The organism is Streptomyces sp. DT2A-34 (assembly GCF_030499515.1).
In the GTDB taxonomy this organism is placed as follows: Bacteria; Actinomycetota; Actinomycetes; order Streptomycetales; family Streptomycetaceae; genus Streptomyces.
In genome coordinates this window covers 9,405,271-9,422,331 of sequence record NZ_JASTWJ010000001.1, presented here as the reverse complement: position 1 = coordinate 9,422,331, position 17,061 = coordinate 9,405,271, and the positions used below count along the sequence as shown (strand labels likewise).

Here is a 17,061-nt window from a genome sequence, read left to right as displayed (position 1 = left end):
AGAGCAGCGCACACATTAGAGAGCAGTGCTCTTGCTTTGGATCAGCGATCTCGTGCACACTGCTCTCAAGCGAGAGCACCGCTCTCTCAAACGGTTCGAACTGTGGGGGTCACCATGTCGTCGCCGTACTACCTCAAGGGCAGCCCGCTGAACGTCCGTCTCAACAGGATCATCGGCTGGCTGGCCCGACACGGGCTCAGCATCGCGGGTTCGGCGGAGATGTCGGTGCGCGGGCGCAAGAGCGGCCGGATGCAGCGCATCCCGGTCAACCCGCACACGTACGACGGCACGCGGTACCTCGTCTCGGCCCGCGGCCACTCCCAGTGGGTGCGCAACATGCGCGCCGCCGGCGGCGGAGAGCTGCGCGTCGGGCGCAAGGTGCGCGAGTTCTCCGCGGTGGAGCTTCCCGACGAGGAGAAGCTCCCGATCCTGCGGACCTACCTGGAGAAGTGGGGCTGGGAGGTCAACCAGTACTTCCAGGGGGTCACCGCGAAGTCCTCCGACGAGGAGATCGCGGCGGCGGCCCACGACCACCCCGTGTTCCGGATCAGCGTCACGAAGTGACCCGGGCCGCCGTCAGGAAGTGGCGTCGTCGCCCGCGGCAGCCGCCTGCCGGCGGTCCAGCGCGGTCAGGGCGCGCTGGGCCATGGGGTGGGTGCGCACGATCTCGCCCAGCGACGTGGAACCGCGGACGATGTCCATGAACGCCTTCCAGGCCGGCCGGAAACCGGTCAGCGCCGCGTGGAAGAGGCCGGGACGGCGCTCGAACACCATCAGCAGCCGCTTGCCGACGCTCATCTCGACGCCGAGCCCTGCCTTGATCGCGAAGGCGTAGTTCAGGGCCTGGCGCCGGGTGTCCACCGCGTCGTGCGCCTCGGCGATCCGCACCGCCCACTCCCCCGCGAGCCGCCCCGACCGCAGCGCGAACGAGATGCCCTCGCGCGTCCACGGCTCCAGCAGGCCCGCCGCGTCACCGCACACCAGCACCCGCCCGCGCGACAGCGGCGAGTCATCGGCACGGCAGCGCGTCAAGTGGCCGGAGGAGACGCTCGGTTCGAACCCGGCGAGGCCGAGCCGCCCGATGAACTCCTCCAAGTACCGCTTGGTCGCGGCGCCTTCGCCGCGCGCCGAGATCACCCCGACCGTGAGCGTGTCCCCCTTGGGGAACACCCAGCCGTAGCTGCCGGGAATGGGCCCCCAGTCGATGAGCACCCGCCCCTTCCAGTCCTCGGCGACCGTCTCCGGTACCGGGATCTCCGCCTCCAGGCCGAGATCCACCTGGTCGAGCTTGACCCCGACATGCGCCCCTATCCGGCTGGCGCTGCCGTCCGCGCCGACGACAGCACGCGCGAGCAGCGTCTCGCCGCCCTGCAGGACGACGGCGACGCTGCGCCGGTCCGGCACCGCCGAGCCGTGCTGCTCGACGCGCTGCACGGTGACGCCCGTACGCAGTTCGGCGCCCGCCTTCTGCGCGTGCTCGACGAGTTGCTGGTCGAACTCGGGGCGGTTGATCAGCCCGAACAGCATCTGCTTGGAGCGGCGGGTGCGGGTGAAGCGGCCGTTGTTGGAGAACGTGACCGCGTGCACCCGGTCCCGGAAGGGCAGCTCGAAGCCGGGCGGGAGCGAGTCGCGCGAGGGGCCGATGATGCCGCCGCCGCATGTCTTGTAGCGCGGCAGCTCCGCTTTCTCCAGCAACAGCACGCGCCGCCCGGCGACGGCCGCCGCATACGCGGCCGAGGCTCCCGCGGGTCCCGCGCCCACCACGACGACGTCCCACACCCGCTGCACGTCGTCCGCCGAAGAGTTCTCGCTGCTCACGATGGTCTACTGCTCCCGATCAAGCCGCCTACGCCTGCTGTCCCCCGCATCCTACGGCGGGCATCGTCGCAGGCCGCTGTGGGAGGATCACAGCACTCATACGTACAACGTCGCACCCACAAGGAGCGTGCCCATGTCGTCGAATCCGGTCGCCGAGACCGTCGCCTCCCTGATGCCCAGGGCGAAGGCGGAGCTCACCGAGCTGGTGGCATTCAAGTCGGTGGCGGACTTCGACCAGTTCCCGAAGAGCGAGAGCGAGGGCGCCGCCCGCTGGGTCGCCGACGCGCTCACCGCCGAGGGCTTCGCGGACGTGGCCCTGCTCGACACCCCCGACGGCACGCAGTCGGTGTACGGCTACCTGCCCGGCCCCGAGGGCGCCAAGACGGTCCTGCTGTACGCCCACTACGACGTGCAGCCCCCGCTGGACGAGGCCGCCTGGAGCACCCCGCCCTTCGAGCTGACCGAGCGCGAGGGCCGCTGGTACGGGCGCGGGTCCGCCGACTGCAAGGGCGGCGTGATCATGCACCTGCTCGCCCTGCGCGCGCTGAAGGCCAACGGCGGCATACCCGTCCACGTGAAGGTGATCGCCGAGGGCTCGGAGGAGATGGGCACGGGCGGTCTCGAGCGGTACGCCGAGGAGCACCCGGAGCTGCTGGAGGCCGACACGATCGTGATCGGCGACGCGGGCAACTTCCGCGTGGGCCTGCCGACGGTCACCTCGACCCTGCGCGGCATGACCCTGGTGCGCGTGCAGATCGACACGCTCGAAGGCAACCTGCACTCCGGCCAGTTCGGCGGGGCCGCGCCCGACGCGCTCGGCGCGCTGATCCGCGTACTGGACTCGCTGCGCGCGGAGGACGGCTCGACGACGGTGGACGGGCTGACCGGCGACTCGTCGTGGCAGGGCCTTCAGTACGAGGAGGAGCAGTTCCGCGCGGACGCCAAGGTCCTCGACGGCGTCGAGCTGGTCGGCTCCGGCACGGTCGCCGACCGCATCTGGGCCCGCCCCGCCGTCACGGTCCTCGGCATCGACTGCCCGCCGGTCGTCGGCGCCACCCCGTCCGTGCAGGCGAGCGCCCGTGCGCTGATCAGCCTGCGGGTGCCGCCGGGTGTGGACGCGGCCGAGGCGACCAAGCTGCTGCAGGCCCACCTGGAGACGCACACACCGTGGGGTGCCCGGGTGCGCACCGAGCAGATCGGCCAGGGCCAGGCGTTCCGCGCCGACACGAGCAGCCCGGCGTACCAGGCGATGGCGGACGCGATGGCGGTGGCGTACCCGGGCCAGGAGATGCAGTACGCCGGCCAGGGCGGCTCCATCCCCCTGTGCAACACCCTCGCCGCGCTGTACCCGCACGCGGAGATCCTCCTCATCGGGCTGAGCGAGCCGGAGGCCCAGATCCACGCCGTGAACGAGAGCGTGTCCCCGCAGGAGCTGGAGCGCCTGTCGGTCGCCGAGGCGCTGTTCCTGCTCAATTACGCGGCGAGTTGAGGGACTCGCACTGAAGATGGGTCCATGACCCGAACCGAGCGCCTCGCCGCCCACACCGACATCGCCACGTCCCTCGCACTGCTCTCCGACCACGAACTCGGGGACCTCGTGGAGTCGGGCGCGCCGCTCGGCACCGGGATCGGCGGACGGTCGACGCTGATCGAGGTGGACGGCAGCCGGGTCTTCGTGAAGCGAGTCCCGCTCACCGACGTCGAGTTGCGGCCGGAGAACGTCCGCTCCACGGCGAACCTCCTCGGCCTGCCGACATACTTCCACTACGGCATCGGCAGTCCGGGCTTCGGTGCCTGGCGGGAGCTCGCGGTGCACACGATGACCACGAACTGGGTGCTGGCCGACCTGTTCGGGGGGTTCCCGCTGATGCACCACTGGCGGGTCCTGCCCGACGCGCCCCGGCCGTTGCACGAAGCACTGGCCGACGTGGAGCGGGCCGTCGCCTACTGGGGCGGCGACCCGCAGACGCGCGAACGCATCGAGGGGCTGCGGACGGCGTCCACGAGCCTGGCCCTGTTCCTGGAGTACGTGCCCCACACCCTGCACGACTGGTTCGACGCCCAGCTGCGCACAGACGGCGCCGACGCCGCGTGCGCTTTGGTGGAGCAGGGGCTCGGGGCCGCCACCGACTTCCTCCACGCGCGCGAACTCCTGCATTTCGACGCCCACTTCAACAACATCCTCACCGACGGACGGCAGCTCTACCTCGCCGACTACGGCCTCGCGCTGTCGGCCCGCTTCCCGCTCACGCCTCAGGAGCGCGAGTTCTTCGGCCGACACCGCCTCTACGACCGCTGCTACACCGCCACCCACCTGGTGAACTGGCTGGCCACCGCGCTGTACGGGTACGGCCCGCAGGAGCGCGAGGCCTTCGTGCGGGACTGCGCCGACGGCATGCGGCCCGAGGGAATCCCGCGGGCCGCCGCCGACATCGTCGTCCGGTACGCGCCCCTCGCCGCCGCCGTGGGTGACTTCAACCGGCGGCTGGTGCACGAGAGCAGACTGACCCCGTACCCGCACGAGGAACTGCGCCGCGCCGTTCAGGACATGGGGACCCCGGCCTCCAGATAGAGCGCCGCCCCGCGTTCCCGCGCCCGCAGCGCCCAGCGCAGCCGCTCGTAACGCACCGGCGGCAGCAGCTCGGCGGCCTCGTCCTCGGTGACGAAGCGCCAGTCGCGCAGCTCGGGTCCGGGCAGCAGCAGACGTTCGGCCTCCGCCGAGTCGAGACGGCCGCCGTCGAAGAGGAGCCGCAGACCTCCGTATCCGGGGGGCAGGGGCCGCTCCCAGTCGATGACGAGGAGCCGCGGTACGTCCTCCAGGCGTATCCCCGTCTCCTCCGCGACCTCGCGCATGCCCGCGCGCGCGGGCGCCTCGCCGGACTCGACGACGCCGCCGGGAAACTCCCAGCCGGCCTTGTACGTGGGGTCGACGAGCAGCACGCGGTCCTGCTCGTCGAAGAGAAGGACCCCCGAGGCGACGGTCTCGGCGGTGGGCTCGGGCGTCTGCACGATGTCGCAGACGGGGACCGTACCGCTGCCGACGGCCTCGGCGATCCGGGCAGCCGTTTCGTAGGGAGTCAGACCGCTGTTGTCGACGGGATAGGCGTCGGCGGTGAGCCAGGAAGCGAGTGCGGCGCGATACGGCTCTATGTGGTCGTACGACCACTGCCGGATCCGTATCTCGCCGTCGGGCAGGTCGGGCGGGAGCTCCCGCCCGGCTATTCGCTCCCGCAGGATCGTTTCCGCCGGGGCGAGGAGCACATGCTGCACGGTGATGCGGCGGGCGGCGAGGCCGCCGAAGATCTCGTCGCGGTACTCCTGGCGGAGCAGCGTCATCGGAACCACGAGGGTCCCGCCGAGCTCGGCGAGCAGCGCGGCCGCCGTATCGATCACGAGACGCCGCCAGATCGGCAGGTCCTGGAAGTCACCGACCTCGGTGAGGTGTTTGGGCGGGAGCAGGTGGGTGAGTGCTCCGCCGATGACCTCGGGGTCGAAGAGCGTGCTGTTCGGGATCAGCTCGATCAGTTCGCGTGCGGTGGTGGTCTTCCCCGCACCGAACGCGCCGTTGATCCAGACGATCACGTTTCCCCCTCTTCTGTTGGCCCCCCTGTGCTTGCCCGCTCCACCCTGCCACGGAAACCAGCTTCAGTAGAGAGCGCATGACAACGGCGCCGACACCCGCTCGGATGCGGGGGTACGGCGCCGCGTGATCGGGTCGGTCGTGCTCGTCAGCGCTTCTTTCCGTGGGGGGCGTTGTTCACGGCCCGGTCCGTTTCGCGGTTGATGGCCGTGCCGACGGTGTCCAGGGCCCGGTCCACGCTGATCCCGGCGACCTTGGTCTGACCGCTCGTGGGGAGGCCGCCGAGCTTGCTCTGACCGCCCATGGACAGGCCGCCGACCTTGGTCTGACCGCCGGTGTCGGGCAGCCCGGCGGCAGGGGACCCGGTGCCGGAGGCACCCGAGGACTCGGCCGAATGGGACGGGGTGACCGCCGCGACGACGAATCCGGTGGCGAGGGAGGCGATGGCAAGCATGCTGCGCTTCTTCATGGCCGGTTCAACGGCGAAACGGACTGTGGGGTCACGCCCCGCCCCCGGACAATCGGGACAGCGCGGGAGCCCCGGGCCCGGTCCGCCGCCGGTCGGCCCGGCGCAGCCGTACGCGCCGCGCGAGATCGTCGGCCGCTTCCGGCCATCGGGCGTAGTCGAAGGCGAACCCCTCGTCGAGCAGGCGGCCGGGGACGACACGTCGGCTCTTGAGCAGGAGCTCGGTGTCCGAGCGCAGCGCGAACGCGCCGAGTTCCGCCATCCACTTCGTCGCGGGCAGCCCCACGGGGACGCCCCACGCGGAGCGAAGGGTCCGCATGAAGGCACGCTGGGGCAGCGGTTCGGGAGCGGCGAGGTTCACCGGCCCCCGCAGATCGTCCCGCTCGACCAGGAACTCGACCGCGCGGACGAAGTCCCGGTCGTGGATCCAGGAGACGTACTGTCCGCCGCCCGCGACGGGACCGCCGAGCCCCAGCCGGGCCAGCCGCAGCAGGACGTCGAACACGCCGCCGCGATCGGGGCTCATCACCATGGCGGAACGCAGGGCGACCTTCCGGGTGTGCGGCGTGTCGGCCTCCTCCTGCGCTCGCTCCCAGGCCCTGGCGATCCGCACGCTGTAGCCCCAGTAGTCCGGCACGTCGGGCTCGCCGCCGCCGATGACGCCCGTGGCCTCGTCGTGGGGCGCGTCGAAGCGGTGCGCGTAGATGGTGGCCGTACTCATCTGCAGCCAGACCCGCGGCGGCCGGGCGGCGCTCGCGATCGCCTCGCCCACGACCTCGGTGGAGCGCACTCGCGAATCCATCATGGCCTGCAGATTGGGCGCGGTGTAGCGGCAGCTGACGCTGCGGCCGGCCAGGTTGATCACGACGTCACTGCCGTCGATCTCCGTGGCCCACGGGCCCGACGTCTCACCGTCCCAGTGGACCTCGCCGGCGCGCGTGGGCCGTCGGGTCAGGACGACCACCTCGTGGCCCGCAGCGGTCAGCGCACGGTTCAGGACCGTTCCCACCTGCCCGGTTCCCCCGGGAATCACTATCTTCATCGGCTCCCCCTCTGGTGTGGGAACGAGCTTAGCGCAGGCAGTTGAACATGTTCAAAACTTTCCCGCGCGCCACCGCGGGCCTGCCGTGCGCGGCGGGACTCACCGCCCCAGGAGCCGTGGGCCGTCGCGGCCACCCAGCACGCGGGTGAGCGAACAGGGTCGGCGTCATACGCGTCTGAGCCAGGTCGCCGGCAGCCGTGCTGGTGCGGCGTGGGCCGCTGCCGCGGCTGCGGCGCTCGGCCGAGGTGCGGCAACTGGTGCCGCCCCTGGTGGCGATGAAAGTCCTCCGCGCGGTTCCGGGCAGGGGCCCGCGGGCCGTGCCGGGCGAACCGGCGGCGGTCGCCTGCTCGGTGGGCGGTTCGCTGAACGCGGCCCTGCATCTGGACCCACCGGTCCGCCTCGACGCGCAGCCGGGCTGGTGGACGCGGCAACGGTGTACGCGTCGACGGACTCCCTGCCGGCCCTCTCGGCGGCCCTACGAGCGTCATCGCCCCACCAGGTGTTCAGCGCACGTTCCCCGCCCGCCACATCCCGGCGAGTGAACGTTCCTGCCCACCGCCCACCGCGCCGTTGCACCCCCGCCTACACCCCCGCCGCGGTCACCCCCGCCTTCCCCGCGAGCGCGGCCGCCGCAGCCCCCACCAACCCGGCATCCGTTCCCATCTGGGCCGGCGTGATGACCAGGCGCTGGACGAAGGACAGGGTGGCGTAGTCGCTCAACGCCTTGCGGAGCGGCGTGAAGAGGACGTCGCCCGCCTTGCCCACTCCCCCGCCGATCACGGCGATGTCGATCTCGACGAGGGTCGCGGTGGCCGCGATCCCGGCGGCCAGGGCCTGCGCGGCGCGCTCGAAGGAGGCCACGGCGACCGGGTCACCGTCCCGCGCGGCGGCGGCCACGGCGGCGGCCGACGTGTCGCCGTCCGGGCCGGGCCGCCAGCCGTTCTCCAGTGCCCGTCGGGCGATGTTGGGGCCGCTCGCGATGCGCTCCACGCAGCCGCGCGAACCGCACGGGCACTCGTCACCGTCCAGGTCGACGCTGATGTGCCCGATGTGGCCGGCGTTGCCGGTCGGGCCGGGGTGCAGCCGGCCGTTCAGGACCAGACCGCCGCCGACTCCCGTGGAGACGACCATGCAGAGCGCGTTGTCATGCCCCCGGGCCGCTCCCTGCCAGTGCTCGGCCGCCGTGATGGCCACGCCGTCGCCGATCAGCTCCACGGGCAGGCCGCCGGCCGCTTCCCGGACGCGCCGGACCAGCGGATAGTCGCGCCATCCGGGCACGTTCACCGGGCTCACCGTGCCCGCGGAGGCGTCCACCGGTCCCGCGCTGCCGATGCCGAGGGCGGTGGCGCGCGCCCACAGGGGCGATGCGGTGAGCTCGCCGACGACCTCCTCGACGGCCCGCATCACCGTCTCGCCGTCCTCCCGCGCCGGCGTGGCGCGCTGGGCCCGGACCGCGATCGTGCCGTGGCCGTCCACCAGCGCTCCGGCGATCTTGGTGCCGCCGATGTCGAGCGCAGCCACGAGGTCGGTGTGCATCAGTGTCAGTTCTCCCCGTCAACCATTCGGATCTCCCCGTCAACCACGGGAAATGGGCGAGCCGGTCTCGCGGTGGGGGCGCAGGCCGGAGATTGCGGTGGACAGTGTCCCCTGGATCTGACAACGTTGTCCAGGGTCTATTGTCGACGCCACATCCTCATACAAACCCATGGACCGACGCATCCCCGTGGACGACAGGACAGGACACCGCCTCGTGCCCGAGACCATCCGCCGATCCGACCGCCTCTCCGAGAACCGCTACGGCAACCGTCCGACCATGAAGGACGTCGCAGCGCGTGCCGGAGTCGGCCTGAAGACCGTTTCGCGCGTGGTCAACGGGGAGCCGGGCGTCACCCCGGAGACGGAGCGCCGCGTCCAGGAGGCCATCGACGCCCTGGGCTTCCGCCGCAACGACAGCGCGCGGGTCCTGCGCAAGGGCCGTACGGCGAGCATCGGCCTGGTCCTGGAGGATCTCGCGGACCCGTTCTACGGCCCGCTCAGCCGGGCGGTCGAGGAAGTCGCCCGGGCCCACGGGGCCCTGCTGATCAACGGCTCCAGCGCCGAGGACCCGGACCGCGAACAGGAGTTGGCGCTGGCCCTGTGTGCGCGTCGGGTGGACGGGCTGGTGATCATTCCGGCCGGTGACGACCACCGGTATCTGGAGCCGGAGCTCAAGGCGGGCGTCGCCACGGTCTTCGTCGACCGCCCGGCCGGAAAGATCGACGCCGACTGCGTCCTGTCCGACAACTACGGTGGCGCCCGCGACGGCGTCGCCCACCTCATCGCCCACGGACAACGCCGGATCGGCTTCATCGGCGACATGCCCCGCATCCACACGGCGGCCGAGCGGCTGCGCGGCTACCGGGCCGCCATGGAGGACGCGGGCATACCGGTGGAGGACTCCTGGATGTCCCTGGGCGTCACCGACCCTGAGCGGGTGCGCCGGGCGGCCGAGGAGATGCTCACCGGCCCCTCCCCCGTCACCGCGATCTTCGCGGGCAACAACCGGGTCACGGTCACCGTGATCCGGGTCCTCGCCGAGCAGTCCCGCCGCGTCGCCCTCGTCGGCTTCGACGACATCGAGCTCGCCGACCTGCTGCAGCCGGGCGTCACCGTCGTCGCCCAGGACGCGGCGGCGATCGGCCGAACCGCCGCCGAGCGCCTGTTCCGCCAGCTGGACGGCAGCCTCGTCACGCCGGAGCGCATCGAGTTGCCGACGCGGCTGATCACCCGCGGCTCGGGTGAGCTGCCGCCGGCGGACTGAGCGGCCCGTGGAGGACCGCACCCTGGAGGCACAGGGCCTGTCCGAGGCGCCGCGCGAGCATCCCCTGCTCTACCCGGGCGCGTGGCCCGAGGACTCCGGCCTCCTCGACGGCAATCGACTGCTGCCCCTCGACCGGCTGGTGTACGACGACCGAGTGCCCGTGCTCGCGGTCGGCTCCAACGCCTGCCCGGGCCAACTCCGGCACAAGATGGCCGAGTTCGCGATCACGGCTCCCATCCCCATGGTGAAGGCGCGGGTGACGGGCATCGGGGTCGGTGTCTCCGCGCATGTGAGCCGCATGGGATACGTGTCGGCCTCCCCCTTCGACGCACCGGCGGCCGTGGCGGAGTTGTTCCTCACCTGGCTCGATGCCGATCAACTCGCCGTCATCGACGCGAGCGAGGGGGTGCCGCTGCCGCACGGCAACTACCGCCGCGCCTGGCTGGCCGCGCCCGAGGTCCGGATCCTGCTGGCGGACGGCACGGCGCTCCCTGGTGCCTTCGCGTACGTCAACCGCCACGGCGTCCTGCACAACGGGGACGGCGGGCCTCGCACCCACCCCGGTCAGCGGGCTCTGCTCACCGAACTCCTCGGGACGTCCGCCCGATTAAGAGAGCTGTTCGGCGTGACGCCCGAGGATTTCGTCGCGCGGGCGCGTGCCGACGCGCTGCTGTGCGAGCGGGGCACCCGGCTGTTGGCGCAGGAGAAGCTGGTGACGGCCTCCGGCCTGGAGAGGTACGTACGGGTTCAGCAGACCGGGAGTCCGGGCACCGGCTCGTCGTTGTTGCCGCCCTCGATGTAGACGTCGCTGACGAAGACGCCGGTGTTGCCGCTGTCGTCGTCCGTCTTGGCCCACCAGACGTTGGTCCACTCGCCGTATGTCTCGCGGCGGCCCAGGTTCTGCTGGCAGTAGAAGTAGTTGGTGCCCGCGTTGAGGACGCCGACCTCGGTGCCGGAGGCGGTGTACGACTTGGCCTGCTTCCATACCTGGCAGTTGTACTTGCCGCCGCCGATGGAGGAGCAGGACGCGGTCGGTGTGGTGCCGCCCCCGCCGGTGCTGCCGCCCCCACCCGTGGTTCCTCCGCCGCCCGTGGTGCCGCCGTCGCCGGAACCGCCGCCCGCGGTACCGCCGTTGGTGCCGCCGCCGCCCGAGGTCGGGGTCGGGGTCGGGGACGAGGTGGTGGCCCGATCGGTGGGCCCGGCCTCCGCCGTGCGGCTCGGGGTCTTGGTCGCGCCGGGGGTCTTCTCGTCGTCGCCCGTCTCGGTGAGGCCCGAGTCGCCCGACCGATCGGCGTCGGGGCTGCCGGTCGCCGAGGCGGACGCGCCGCCGGAGATGGCGGACGACGTGCCCTGCGCCTCGGCCTGGGTGTCGCCCTTGTTGTTCAGCAGGGCGACCGTGACCCCGGCCGCCGCGAGGACGACGGTCACGGCCACAGCGGCGAGCAGGGCGCGGCCCTTGCGTCGGTTGGGCGTGGTGGAGGACGTGACCATGGGGCCGGTGGCGTCCGGGTTCTGTGGCGGCGGGGTGGGGCTGCCGAAGCCGGACTGCGGCCGGCCGGAGCCGTACGGCGGCGCGGGCGGCTGCCCGGGAGCGCCGTGTCCGGATATGCCCGGTCCGGGCTGTCCGGCTGCGCTGAAGCCCTGCATCGGTGGCGTGCCCTGACCAGGAGTCGCGGGTCCCTGCGCCCCCTGTACCGCAGCCCCGAAGCGAGGCGCCCCGGGCAGACCGGACACGGGCACACCCTGCACCGGAGCGTCGGCGCCCTGAGCCCCCGGCGCACTCTGCCCCTGGCCGCCGTACGCCTGCGCAGCGGGTCCCGTCGGCCCGGGTTGCCCGACCCCCTGCCCGTCAGGGCCCATGGCCGGCCCGTCCGGCGCGGGCCCGGCACCCACCGGCCCCCGCAGTGCCGCCGTCGGCGCGTCCGTGCCGCCCGAGTCGGCCACTGCCTGGAGGAGTCCCCGCGCCTCGTCGGCCTCGGGACGGGATTCGGGCCGCTTGTCCATCAGCCGCCGCAGGACGGGGCCGAGAGCTCCGGCGTTTCCGGGCTCCGGCAGGGGCTCGGAGACGATCGCGGTGAGCGTGGAGAAGGTGGACGTACGGCGGAAGGGCGCGGAGCCCTCCACCGCCGCGTACAGCGTGGCACCCAGGGCCCAGACGTCGGAGGCAGGGCCCGGATCGGCGCCCTGGGCGCGCTCGGGGGCCATGTAGTCCAGGGAGCCGACGAGATGGCCGGTGCGGGTCAGATGGGTGGCCGAGCCGTCGCCCGGGTCGTCCATCGTCGCGATGCCGAAGTCGGTGAGCACGACGCGGCCGGAGTTCTCGAGCAGGATGTTGCCGGGCTTGACGTCACGGTGCAGGACACCGGCCCGGTGGGCGGCGGCCAGCGCGTCCATGACCTTGGCGCCGATTCCGGCCGCCTCACGCGGGTCGAGGGTGCCCCGCTCGCGCAGCACGGCCTCCAGGGAGGGACCGTCGACCAGCTCCATCACGATCAGCGGGCGTCCGTCGGCCTCGGCCACATCGTGGATCGCCACGACGCCGGGATGCCGGACCCGGGCCGCCGCACGGGCCTCGCGCTGCATCCGCAGCCGCAAATCGGCCAGTTCGGGGCCGTCGGCGTCCGAGTAGGTGCGCAGTTCCTTGACGGCGACCTCGCGCCCGAGGACCTCGTCGACGGCCCGCCAGACCACGCCCATACCGCCGCGCCCGAGCTGCGCCAGGACTCGATAGCGTCCGGCCAGCAGCCGACCGGCCTCGTCGGACTGTCCGTTCTCCCCCGATGACACCGCTGCCCCGTTCCTGTGACACGTCAATGCGTGCCGTACAGACTACGGGGCAGGAGTGACAACACCAGCCGGTGGTTGCGACTGTGACCGGGCCGCTACTTCACGGAAGCCGTCAGATCGCCCCTGCGAGGCGCCGCGAATCCCTCCAGATCGGCACGGGTCAGACCGGTCAGCCGGGCGACCTCGGCGATGTCGAGGGCGCCGCAGTCCAGACCGCGCAGCAGATAGCCGCTGAGGGCCTTGGCGGTGGCGGGTTCGTCCATGACGTCGCCGCCGACCCGGCCCGCGTACCGGGCGAGCCGGGCCGCCGCCTGCTCGAAGCCCTCGCGGTAGAAGGCGAAGACGGCCGCGTACCGGGTCGGGATGTGGCGGGGGTGCATGTCCCAGCCCTGGTAGTAGGCGCGGGCGAGGGCACGGCGGGTGAGGCCGTAGTGCAGTCGCCAGGCGTCGTGGACCTTGGCGGTCGGGCCGACCGGCAGCACGTTCGTCGAGCCGTCCGAGACGCGTACGCCGGTGCCCGCCGCCGCGACCTGCATGATCGCCTTGGCGTGGTCGGCGGCCGGGTGGTCGCTGGCCTGGTAGGCGGCGGACACACCGAGGCAGGCGCTGTAGTCGAAGGTGCCGTAGTGCAGGCCTGTGGCGCGGCCCTCGGCGGCCTGGATCATGCGGGCGACGGTGGCGGTGCCGTCGGTGGCGAGGATGGACTGGCTGGTCTCGATCTGGATCTCGAAGCCGATCCGGCCGGGCTCCAGCCCGCGCGCCTTCTCGAACTCCTCCAGGAGCCGGACCATGGCGCTGACCTGCTCGGTGTACGTCACCTTCGGCAGGGTGAGTACCAGCCCGTCGGGCAGGCCGCCGGCCTCCATCAGGCCGGTGAGGAAGATGTCGAGGGTGCGGATGCCCCGGTCGCGTACCGGCGCCTCCATGCACTTCATACGGATGCCCATGTACGGCGCCGCGGTGCCGTTGGCGTACGCCTCGGCGATCAGCCGTGCCGCGCGGGCGGCCGCCTCGTCCTCCTCGGCGTCCGGGCGGGGGCCGTAGCCGTCCTCGAAGTCGACGCGCAGGTCCTCGATGGGCTCGCGCTCCAGCTTGGCGCGCACGCGCGCGTACACGGGCTCGGCGAGGTCGTCCGCCAGGCCGAGGACGGCGGCGAAGGAGGCGGCGTCCGGGGCGTGTTCGTCGAGGGCGGCGAGTGCCTGGTCGCCCCAGGAGCGGATGGTGTCGGCGGCGAAGACGTCGCCCGGGACGTAGACGGTGTGGACGGGCTGGCGGCTGCCGGGGTCTCCGGGGTAGCGGCGCTCCAGTTCGGCGTCGACCGGCGCGAGGGAGGCGCTGATCTCCTCGCTCACGGCGCCCGCGAGGCTCGTCGCCACCTTCTCCTGCTGGCCCTGACCCATCCCACACCCTCCTATTTTCCGCTATACGGAATCAATAATCCGTAGAACGAAGTTATCTGGGGACCTTCCTACTGGTCAACACCCTGCCCACAGGGAGTCACTCCACCATCTCGCCATGTTCACGCCCATCTCAGGACGCGGTATCACGCTTCCATACGCACGCCCCGCACGACTCGTCCGGCAGTTCCCAGCGAAGGAGCCTCAGTGCCGAACCACAGCCGAGTCACGCGCCGCCTGGGCCTCAAGGCCGCGTTTGCCGCGGCGGTCACCGCGCCCCTCTCCAGTACAGCACTGCCCACGTCGTCCGCCTCGGCGGGCGAACGCCCGGCCCGCCGGCACCTGAGGGCCATGTCCTTCAACCTGCGCTTCGCGAGCACCACCGAGCCCCACAGCTGGGCCGTACGCAGACCCGTGATGCGCGAGCTGCTGCGCCAGGAGGCCCCGCATGTCATCGGCACCCAGGAGGGCGTCTTCGCGCAGCTGCTCGACATCGACGCCGACCTCGGCCCGCACTACGACTGGGTGGGCACCGGGCGGCTGCACGGCAGCAGCGACGAATCCATGGCGATCTTCTACGACTCCCGCCGCCTCCGCCCGACCGCCTACGACCACTTCTGGCTCTCCGACACCCCGAGCGCGATCGGCTCCAACACCTGGGGCGCGGCCTTCGCCCGGATGGTCACCTGGGTGCGCTTTCGCGATCTGGCCGACGGTGGACGGGAGTTCTATGTCCTCAACACCCACTTCGACCATGTGAGCCAGTACGCGCGCGAGCGCAGCGCCTCGCTCATCGCCGAACGGATCGCCGGGTTCGGCGACTCCCTGCCGGTCGTGGTGACGGGGGACTTCAATGTCGCCGCCCACGAGAACACGGTGTACGACACCCTGCTCGGCTCCGGTCTCGTCGACACCTGGAACACCGCGCGCGAGCGCAGCGCGCTGTACGCGACCTTCCACGGCTACAAGCCGCTGACGCCGAACGGCGACCGTATCGACTGGATCCTGTCCACGCCCGGCGTGACGGCGCACCGGGCGGCGATCAACACGTTCTCCGACGGCGGCCAGTTCCCGAGCGACCATCTGCCCGTGCAGGCATTCCTGAACCTGGGGTGACGTGACACGAGGACGGCACGAGGCCCCCGTGACCGCCGGACGGTCACGGGGGCCTCGTTCAGCCCGGAGCGGGATCAGCCCTTGCGGGTCTTGATCTCCTCGGTCAGGGCCGGGACGACGTCGAACAGGTCGCCGACGACGCCGTAGTCGACCAAGTCGAAGATCGGGGCCTCGGCGTCCTTGTTGATCGCCACGATCGTCTTCGAGGTCTGCATACCGGCACGGTGCTGGATGGCGCCTGAGATGCCGGAGGCGATGTACAGCTGCGGCGACACACTCTTGCCGGTCTGGCCGACCTGGTTGGTGTGCGGGTACCAGCCGGCGTCCACCGCGGCACGCGAGGCACCGACGGCCGCGCCGAGCGAGTCGGCCAGCGCCTCGATGATCGCGAAGTTCTCCGCGCCGTTCACACCACGGCCACCGGAGACCACGATCGCGGCCTCGGTCAGCTCCGGACGGCCCGTCGACTCACGCGGCGTGCGGCCGGTGACCTTGGTGCCGGTGGCCTGGGCGGAGAAGGACACCGACAGGGCCTCGACGCTGCCTGCGGCCGGGGCGGCCTCCACGGCGGCCGAGTTCGGCTTGACCGTGATGACCGGGGTGCCCTTGGAGACACGGGACTTGGTGGTGAAGGAAGCGGCGAACACCGACTGGGTGGCCACCGGACCCTCGTCGCCGGCCTCCAGGTCGACGGCGTCGGTGATGATGCCGGAGCCGATGCGCAGGGCCAGACGCGCGGCGATCTCCTTGCCCTCGGCGGAGGAGGGGACGAGGACGGCGGCCGGGGAGACGGCCTCGACGGCGGCCTGCAGGGCATCGACCTTCGGCACGACCAGGTAGTCGGCGTACTCCGACGCGTCGTGGGTGAGGACCTTGACCGCGCCGTGCTCGGCGAGCGTGGCGGCGGTGTCGGCGGCGCCGTTGCCCAGCGCGACGGCGACGGGCTCGCCGACACGGCGGGCCAGGGTCAGCAGCTCCAGGGTGGGCTTGCGGACGGCACCGTCCACATGGTCGACGTAGACGAGAACTTCAGCCATGGGAATGCTCTCCTGCGGATTGCGAAGTCTGAGGGGCGGTAAGGGGGTTGAGCCTCAAGCGGGCCAGCGAACCCTTAGATGAACTTCTGGCTCGCGAGGTACTCGGCGAGCTGCTTGCCGCCCTCGCCCTCGTCCTTGACGATCGTGCCGGCGGTACGGGCCGGACGCTCGGCCGCGGCGTCGACGACGGTGTAGGCACCCTCGAGACCGACCTCCTCGGTCTCGATGTCCAGGTCGGACAGGTCCCAGGACTGAACCGGCTTCTTCTTGGCGGCCATGATGCCCTTGAAGGACGGGTAGCGCGCCTCACCCGACTGGTCGGTGACCGACACGACGGCCGGAAGCGACGCCTCCAGGTTCTCCGAGGCGGCGTCGCCGTCCCGGCGGCCCTTGACCGTGCCGTCCTCGACGAAGACCTCGGACAGCAGGGTGACCTGCGGGACGCCCAGGCGCTCGGCGAGCAGGGCCGGTACGACGCCCATGGTGCCGTCGGTGGAGGCCATGCCGGAGATGACCAGGTCGTAGCCGGCCTTCTCGATCGCCTTGGCCAGCACCAGGGAGGTGCCGAGGGCGTCGGTGCCGTGCAGGTCGTCGTCCTCGACGTGGATCGCCTTGTCGGCGCCCATGGACAGCGCCTTGCGCAGGGCGTCCTTGGCGTCCTCCGGGCCCACCGTCAGGACGGTGATCTCCACGTCGTCGTCGGAGTTCTCGGAGATCTGCAGCGCCTGCTCGACCGCGTACTCGTCGAGCTCGGAGAGCAGACCGTCCACGTCGTCCCGGTCGACGGTCAGGTCATCGGCGAAGTGCCGGTCGCCAGTGGCGTCGGGCACGTACTTCACAGTGACAACGATCCTCAAGCTCACGCCGGCTCTCCTACTGCATCGTCATTTCCATGCTGCCTACTTGCAGGCAGCATAGGCGCCCCAAGTGGTCGATCCCGATCGGGGCGACCCGCGCTCCGAGCGAAATATTACTCGCCAGTACACCCAGTTCGTTCCCGCTAAGCAAGCGCTTTGAA

General features: G+C 71.6%; 15 protein-coding genes. 6 read left to right on the top strand and 9 right to left on the bottom strand.

Annotation, left to right across the window (positions count from 1 at the left end):
• Positions 1 to 114 precede the first annotated feature (114 nt).
• Entirely contained in the window at positions 115 to 564 is a 450-nt protein-coding gene (locus QQM39_RS42055) for a nitroreductase family deazaflavin-dependent oxidoreductase (RefSeq protein WP_302003911.1), read from the top strand.
• A gap of 12 nt (positions 565 to 576) precedes the next feature.
• Here the strand turns inward: QQM39_RS42055 and QQM39_RS42050 are convergent, their stop codons facing one another.
• Positions 577 to 1,818, bottom strand: coding sequence for a geranylgeranyl reductase family protein (locus QQM39_RS42050; RefSeq protein WP_302002828.1), 1,242 nt, complete (start codon positions 1,816 to 1,818; stop codon positions 577 to 579).
• 133 nt (positions 1,819 to 1,951) lie between these two features.
• On the opposite strand from QQM39_RS42050, the gene QQM39_RS42045 reads away from it, so the two are divergent.
• Together QQM39_RS42045 and QQM39_RS42040 are read left to right on the top strand one after the other, a co-directional pair.
• Positions 1,952 to 3,307 (top strand): dipeptidase, encoded by a 1,356-nt coding sequence (locus tag QQM39_RS42045; protein ID WP_302002827.1) that lies wholly within the window; start codon positions 1,952 to 1,954, stop codon positions 3,305 to 3,307.
• A 24-nt stretch (positions 3,308 to 3,331) separates the two neighbouring features.
• Positions 3,332 to 4,390 carry a protein kinase family protein gene (locus QQM39_RS42040; protein WP_302002826.1) on the top strand — a complete coding sequence of 353 codons (1,059 nt, stop codon included), beginning with the start codon at positions 3,332 to 3,334 and terminating at the stop codon, positions 4,388 to 4,390.
• On the opposite strand, the gene QQM39_RS42035 is transcribed toward QQM39_RS42040, so the two are convergent.
• From QQM39_RS42035 to QQM39_RS42020, 4 genes are all read right to left on the bottom strand, one after another.
• Positions 4,360 to 5,400 carry an NUDIX hydrolase gene (locus QQM39_RS42035; RefSeq protein WP_302002825.1) on the bottom strand — a complete coding sequence of 347 codons (1,041 nt, stop codon included), beginning with the start codon at positions 5,398 to 5,400 and terminating at the stop codon, positions 4,360 to 4,362. The genes QQM39_RS42040 and QQM39_RS42035 overlap by 31 nt on opposite strands.
• 146 nt (positions 5,401 to 5,546) lie before the next feature.
• A complete protein-coding gene (locus tag QQM39_RS42030; protein WP_302003959.1) occupies positions 5,547 to 5,852 on the bottom strand; it encodes a hypothetical protein in 306 nt (101 codons plus the stop codon).
• 46 nt (positions 5,853 to 5,898) lie between these two features.
• The gene (locus QQM39_RS42025; RefSeq protein ID WP_302002824.1) at positions 5,899 to 6,906 is read right to left on the bottom strand and encodes a TIGR01777 family oxidoreductase; all 1,008 of its coding nucleotides are present in this window, start codon (positions 6,904 to 6,906) and stop codon (positions 5,899 to 5,901) included.
• Positions 6,907 to 7,488: 582 nt separating this feature from the next.
• The gene (locus tag QQM39_RS42020; RefSeq protein WP_302002823.1) at positions 7,489 to 8,442 is read right to left on the bottom strand and encodes an ROK family protein; all 954 of its coding nucleotides are present in this window, start codon (positions 8,440 to 8,442) and stop codon (positions 7,489 to 7,491) included.
• A 169-nt stretch (positions 8,443 to 8,611) separates the two neighbouring features.
• On the opposite strand from QQM39_RS42020, the gene QQM39_RS42015 reads away from it, so the two are divergent.
• Both QQM39_RS42015 and QQM39_RS42010 read left to right on the top strand, forming a co-directional pair.
• On the top strand, positions 8,612 to 9,706 hold the full coding sequence (locus tag QQM39_RS42015; RefSeq protein WP_302002822.1) for a LacI family DNA-binding transcriptional regulator: 1,095 nt from the start codon (positions 8,612 to 8,614) through the stop codon (positions 9,704 to 9,706).
• Positions 9,707 to 9,713: 7 nt separating this feature from the next.
• Entirely contained in the window at positions 9,714 to 10,508 is a 795-nt protein-coding gene (locus QQM39_RS42010; RefSeq protein ID WP_302002821.1) for a hypothetical protein, read from the top strand.
• Here the strand turns inward: QQM39_RS42010 and QQM39_RS42005 are convergent.
• Together QQM39_RS42005 and QQM39_RS42000 are read right to left on the bottom strand one after the other, a co-directional pair.
• On the bottom strand, positions 10,454 to 12,493 hold the full coding sequence (locus tag QQM39_RS42005; RefSeq protein WP_302002820.1) for a serine/threonine-protein kinase: 2,040 nt from the start codon (positions 12,491 to 12,493) through the stop codon (positions 10,454 to 10,456). The genes QQM39_RS42010 and QQM39_RS42005 overlap by 55 nt on opposite strands.
• Positions 12,494 to 12,588: 95 nt before the next feature.
• Positions 12,589 to 13,893 (bottom strand): aldolase/citrate lyase family protein, encoded by a 1,305-nt coding sequence (locus QQM39_RS42000; RefSeq protein ID WP_302002819.1) that lies wholly within the window; start codon positions 13,891 to 13,893, stop codon positions 12,589 to 12,591.
• A gap of 204 nt (positions 13,894 to 14,097) precedes the next feature.
• Between QQM39_RS42000 and QQM39_RS41995 the strand changes: the two genes are divergently transcribed.
• Positions 14,098 to 15,006, top strand: a complete 909-nt coding sequence (locus tag QQM39_RS41995; protein WP_302002818.1) for an endonuclease/exonuclease/phosphatase family protein — start codon at positions 14,098 to 14,100, stop codon at positions 15,004 to 15,006.
• 74 nt (positions 15,007 to 15,080) lie between these two features.
• Here QQM39_RS41995 and QQM39_RS41990 read toward each other — a convergent pair whose 3' ends face one another.
• Both QQM39_RS41990 and QQM39_RS41985 read right to left on the bottom strand, forming a co-directional pair.
• On the bottom strand, positions 15,081 to 16,043 hold the full coding sequence (locus tag QQM39_RS41990) for an electron transfer flavoprotein subunit alpha/FixB family protein (RefSeq protein WP_302002817.1): 963 nt from the start codon (positions 16,041 to 16,043) through the stop codon (positions 15,081 to 15,083).
• Between the two features lie 74 nt (positions 16,044 to 16,117).
• On the bottom strand, positions 16,118 to 16,906 hold the full coding sequence (locus QQM39_RS41985) for an electron transfer flavoprotein subunit beta/FixA family protein (RefSeq protein ID WP_302002816.1): 789 nt from the start codon (positions 16,904 to 16,906) through the stop codon (positions 16,118 to 16,120).
• Positions 16,907 to 17,061 lie beyond the last annotated feature (155 nt).

Coding starts and splice junctions, on each gene's coding strand:
- QQM39_RS42055 (WP_302003911.1), top strand. CDS start 115: ATGTCGTCGCCGTACTACCTCAAGGGCAGCCCGCTGAACGTCCGTCTC.
- QQM39_RS42045 (WP_302002827.1), top strand. CDS start 1,952: ATGTCGTCGAATCCGGTCGCCGAGACCGTCGCCTCCCTGATGCCCAGG.
- QQM39_RS42040 (WP_302002826.1), top strand. CDS start 3,332: ATGACCCGAACCGAGCGCCTCGCCGCCCACACCGACATCGCCACGTCC.
- QQM39_RS42030 (WP_302003959.1), bottom strand. CDS start 5,852: ATGCTTGCCATCGCCTCCCTCGCCACCGGATTCGTCGTCGCGGCGGTC.
- QQM39_RS42025 (WP_302002824.1), bottom strand. CDS start 6,906: ATGAAGATAGTGATTCCCGGGGGAACCGGGCAGGTGGGAACGGTCCTG.
- QQM39_RS42020 (WP_302002823.1), bottom strand. CDS start 8,442: ATGCACACCGACCTCGTGGCTGCGCTCGACATCGGCGGCACCAAGATC.
- QQM39_RS42015 (WP_302002822.1), top strand. CDS start 8,612: ATGGACCGACGCATCCCCGTGGACGACAGGACAGGACACCGCCTCGTG.
- QQM39_RS42000 (WP_302002819.1), bottom strand. CDS start 13,893: ATGGGTCAGGGCCAGCAGGAGAAGGTGGCGACGAGCCTCGCGGGCGCC.
- QQM39_RS41990 (WP_302002817.1), bottom strand. CDS start 16,043: ATGGCTGAAGTTCTCGTCTACGTCGACCATGTGGACGGTGCCGTCCGC.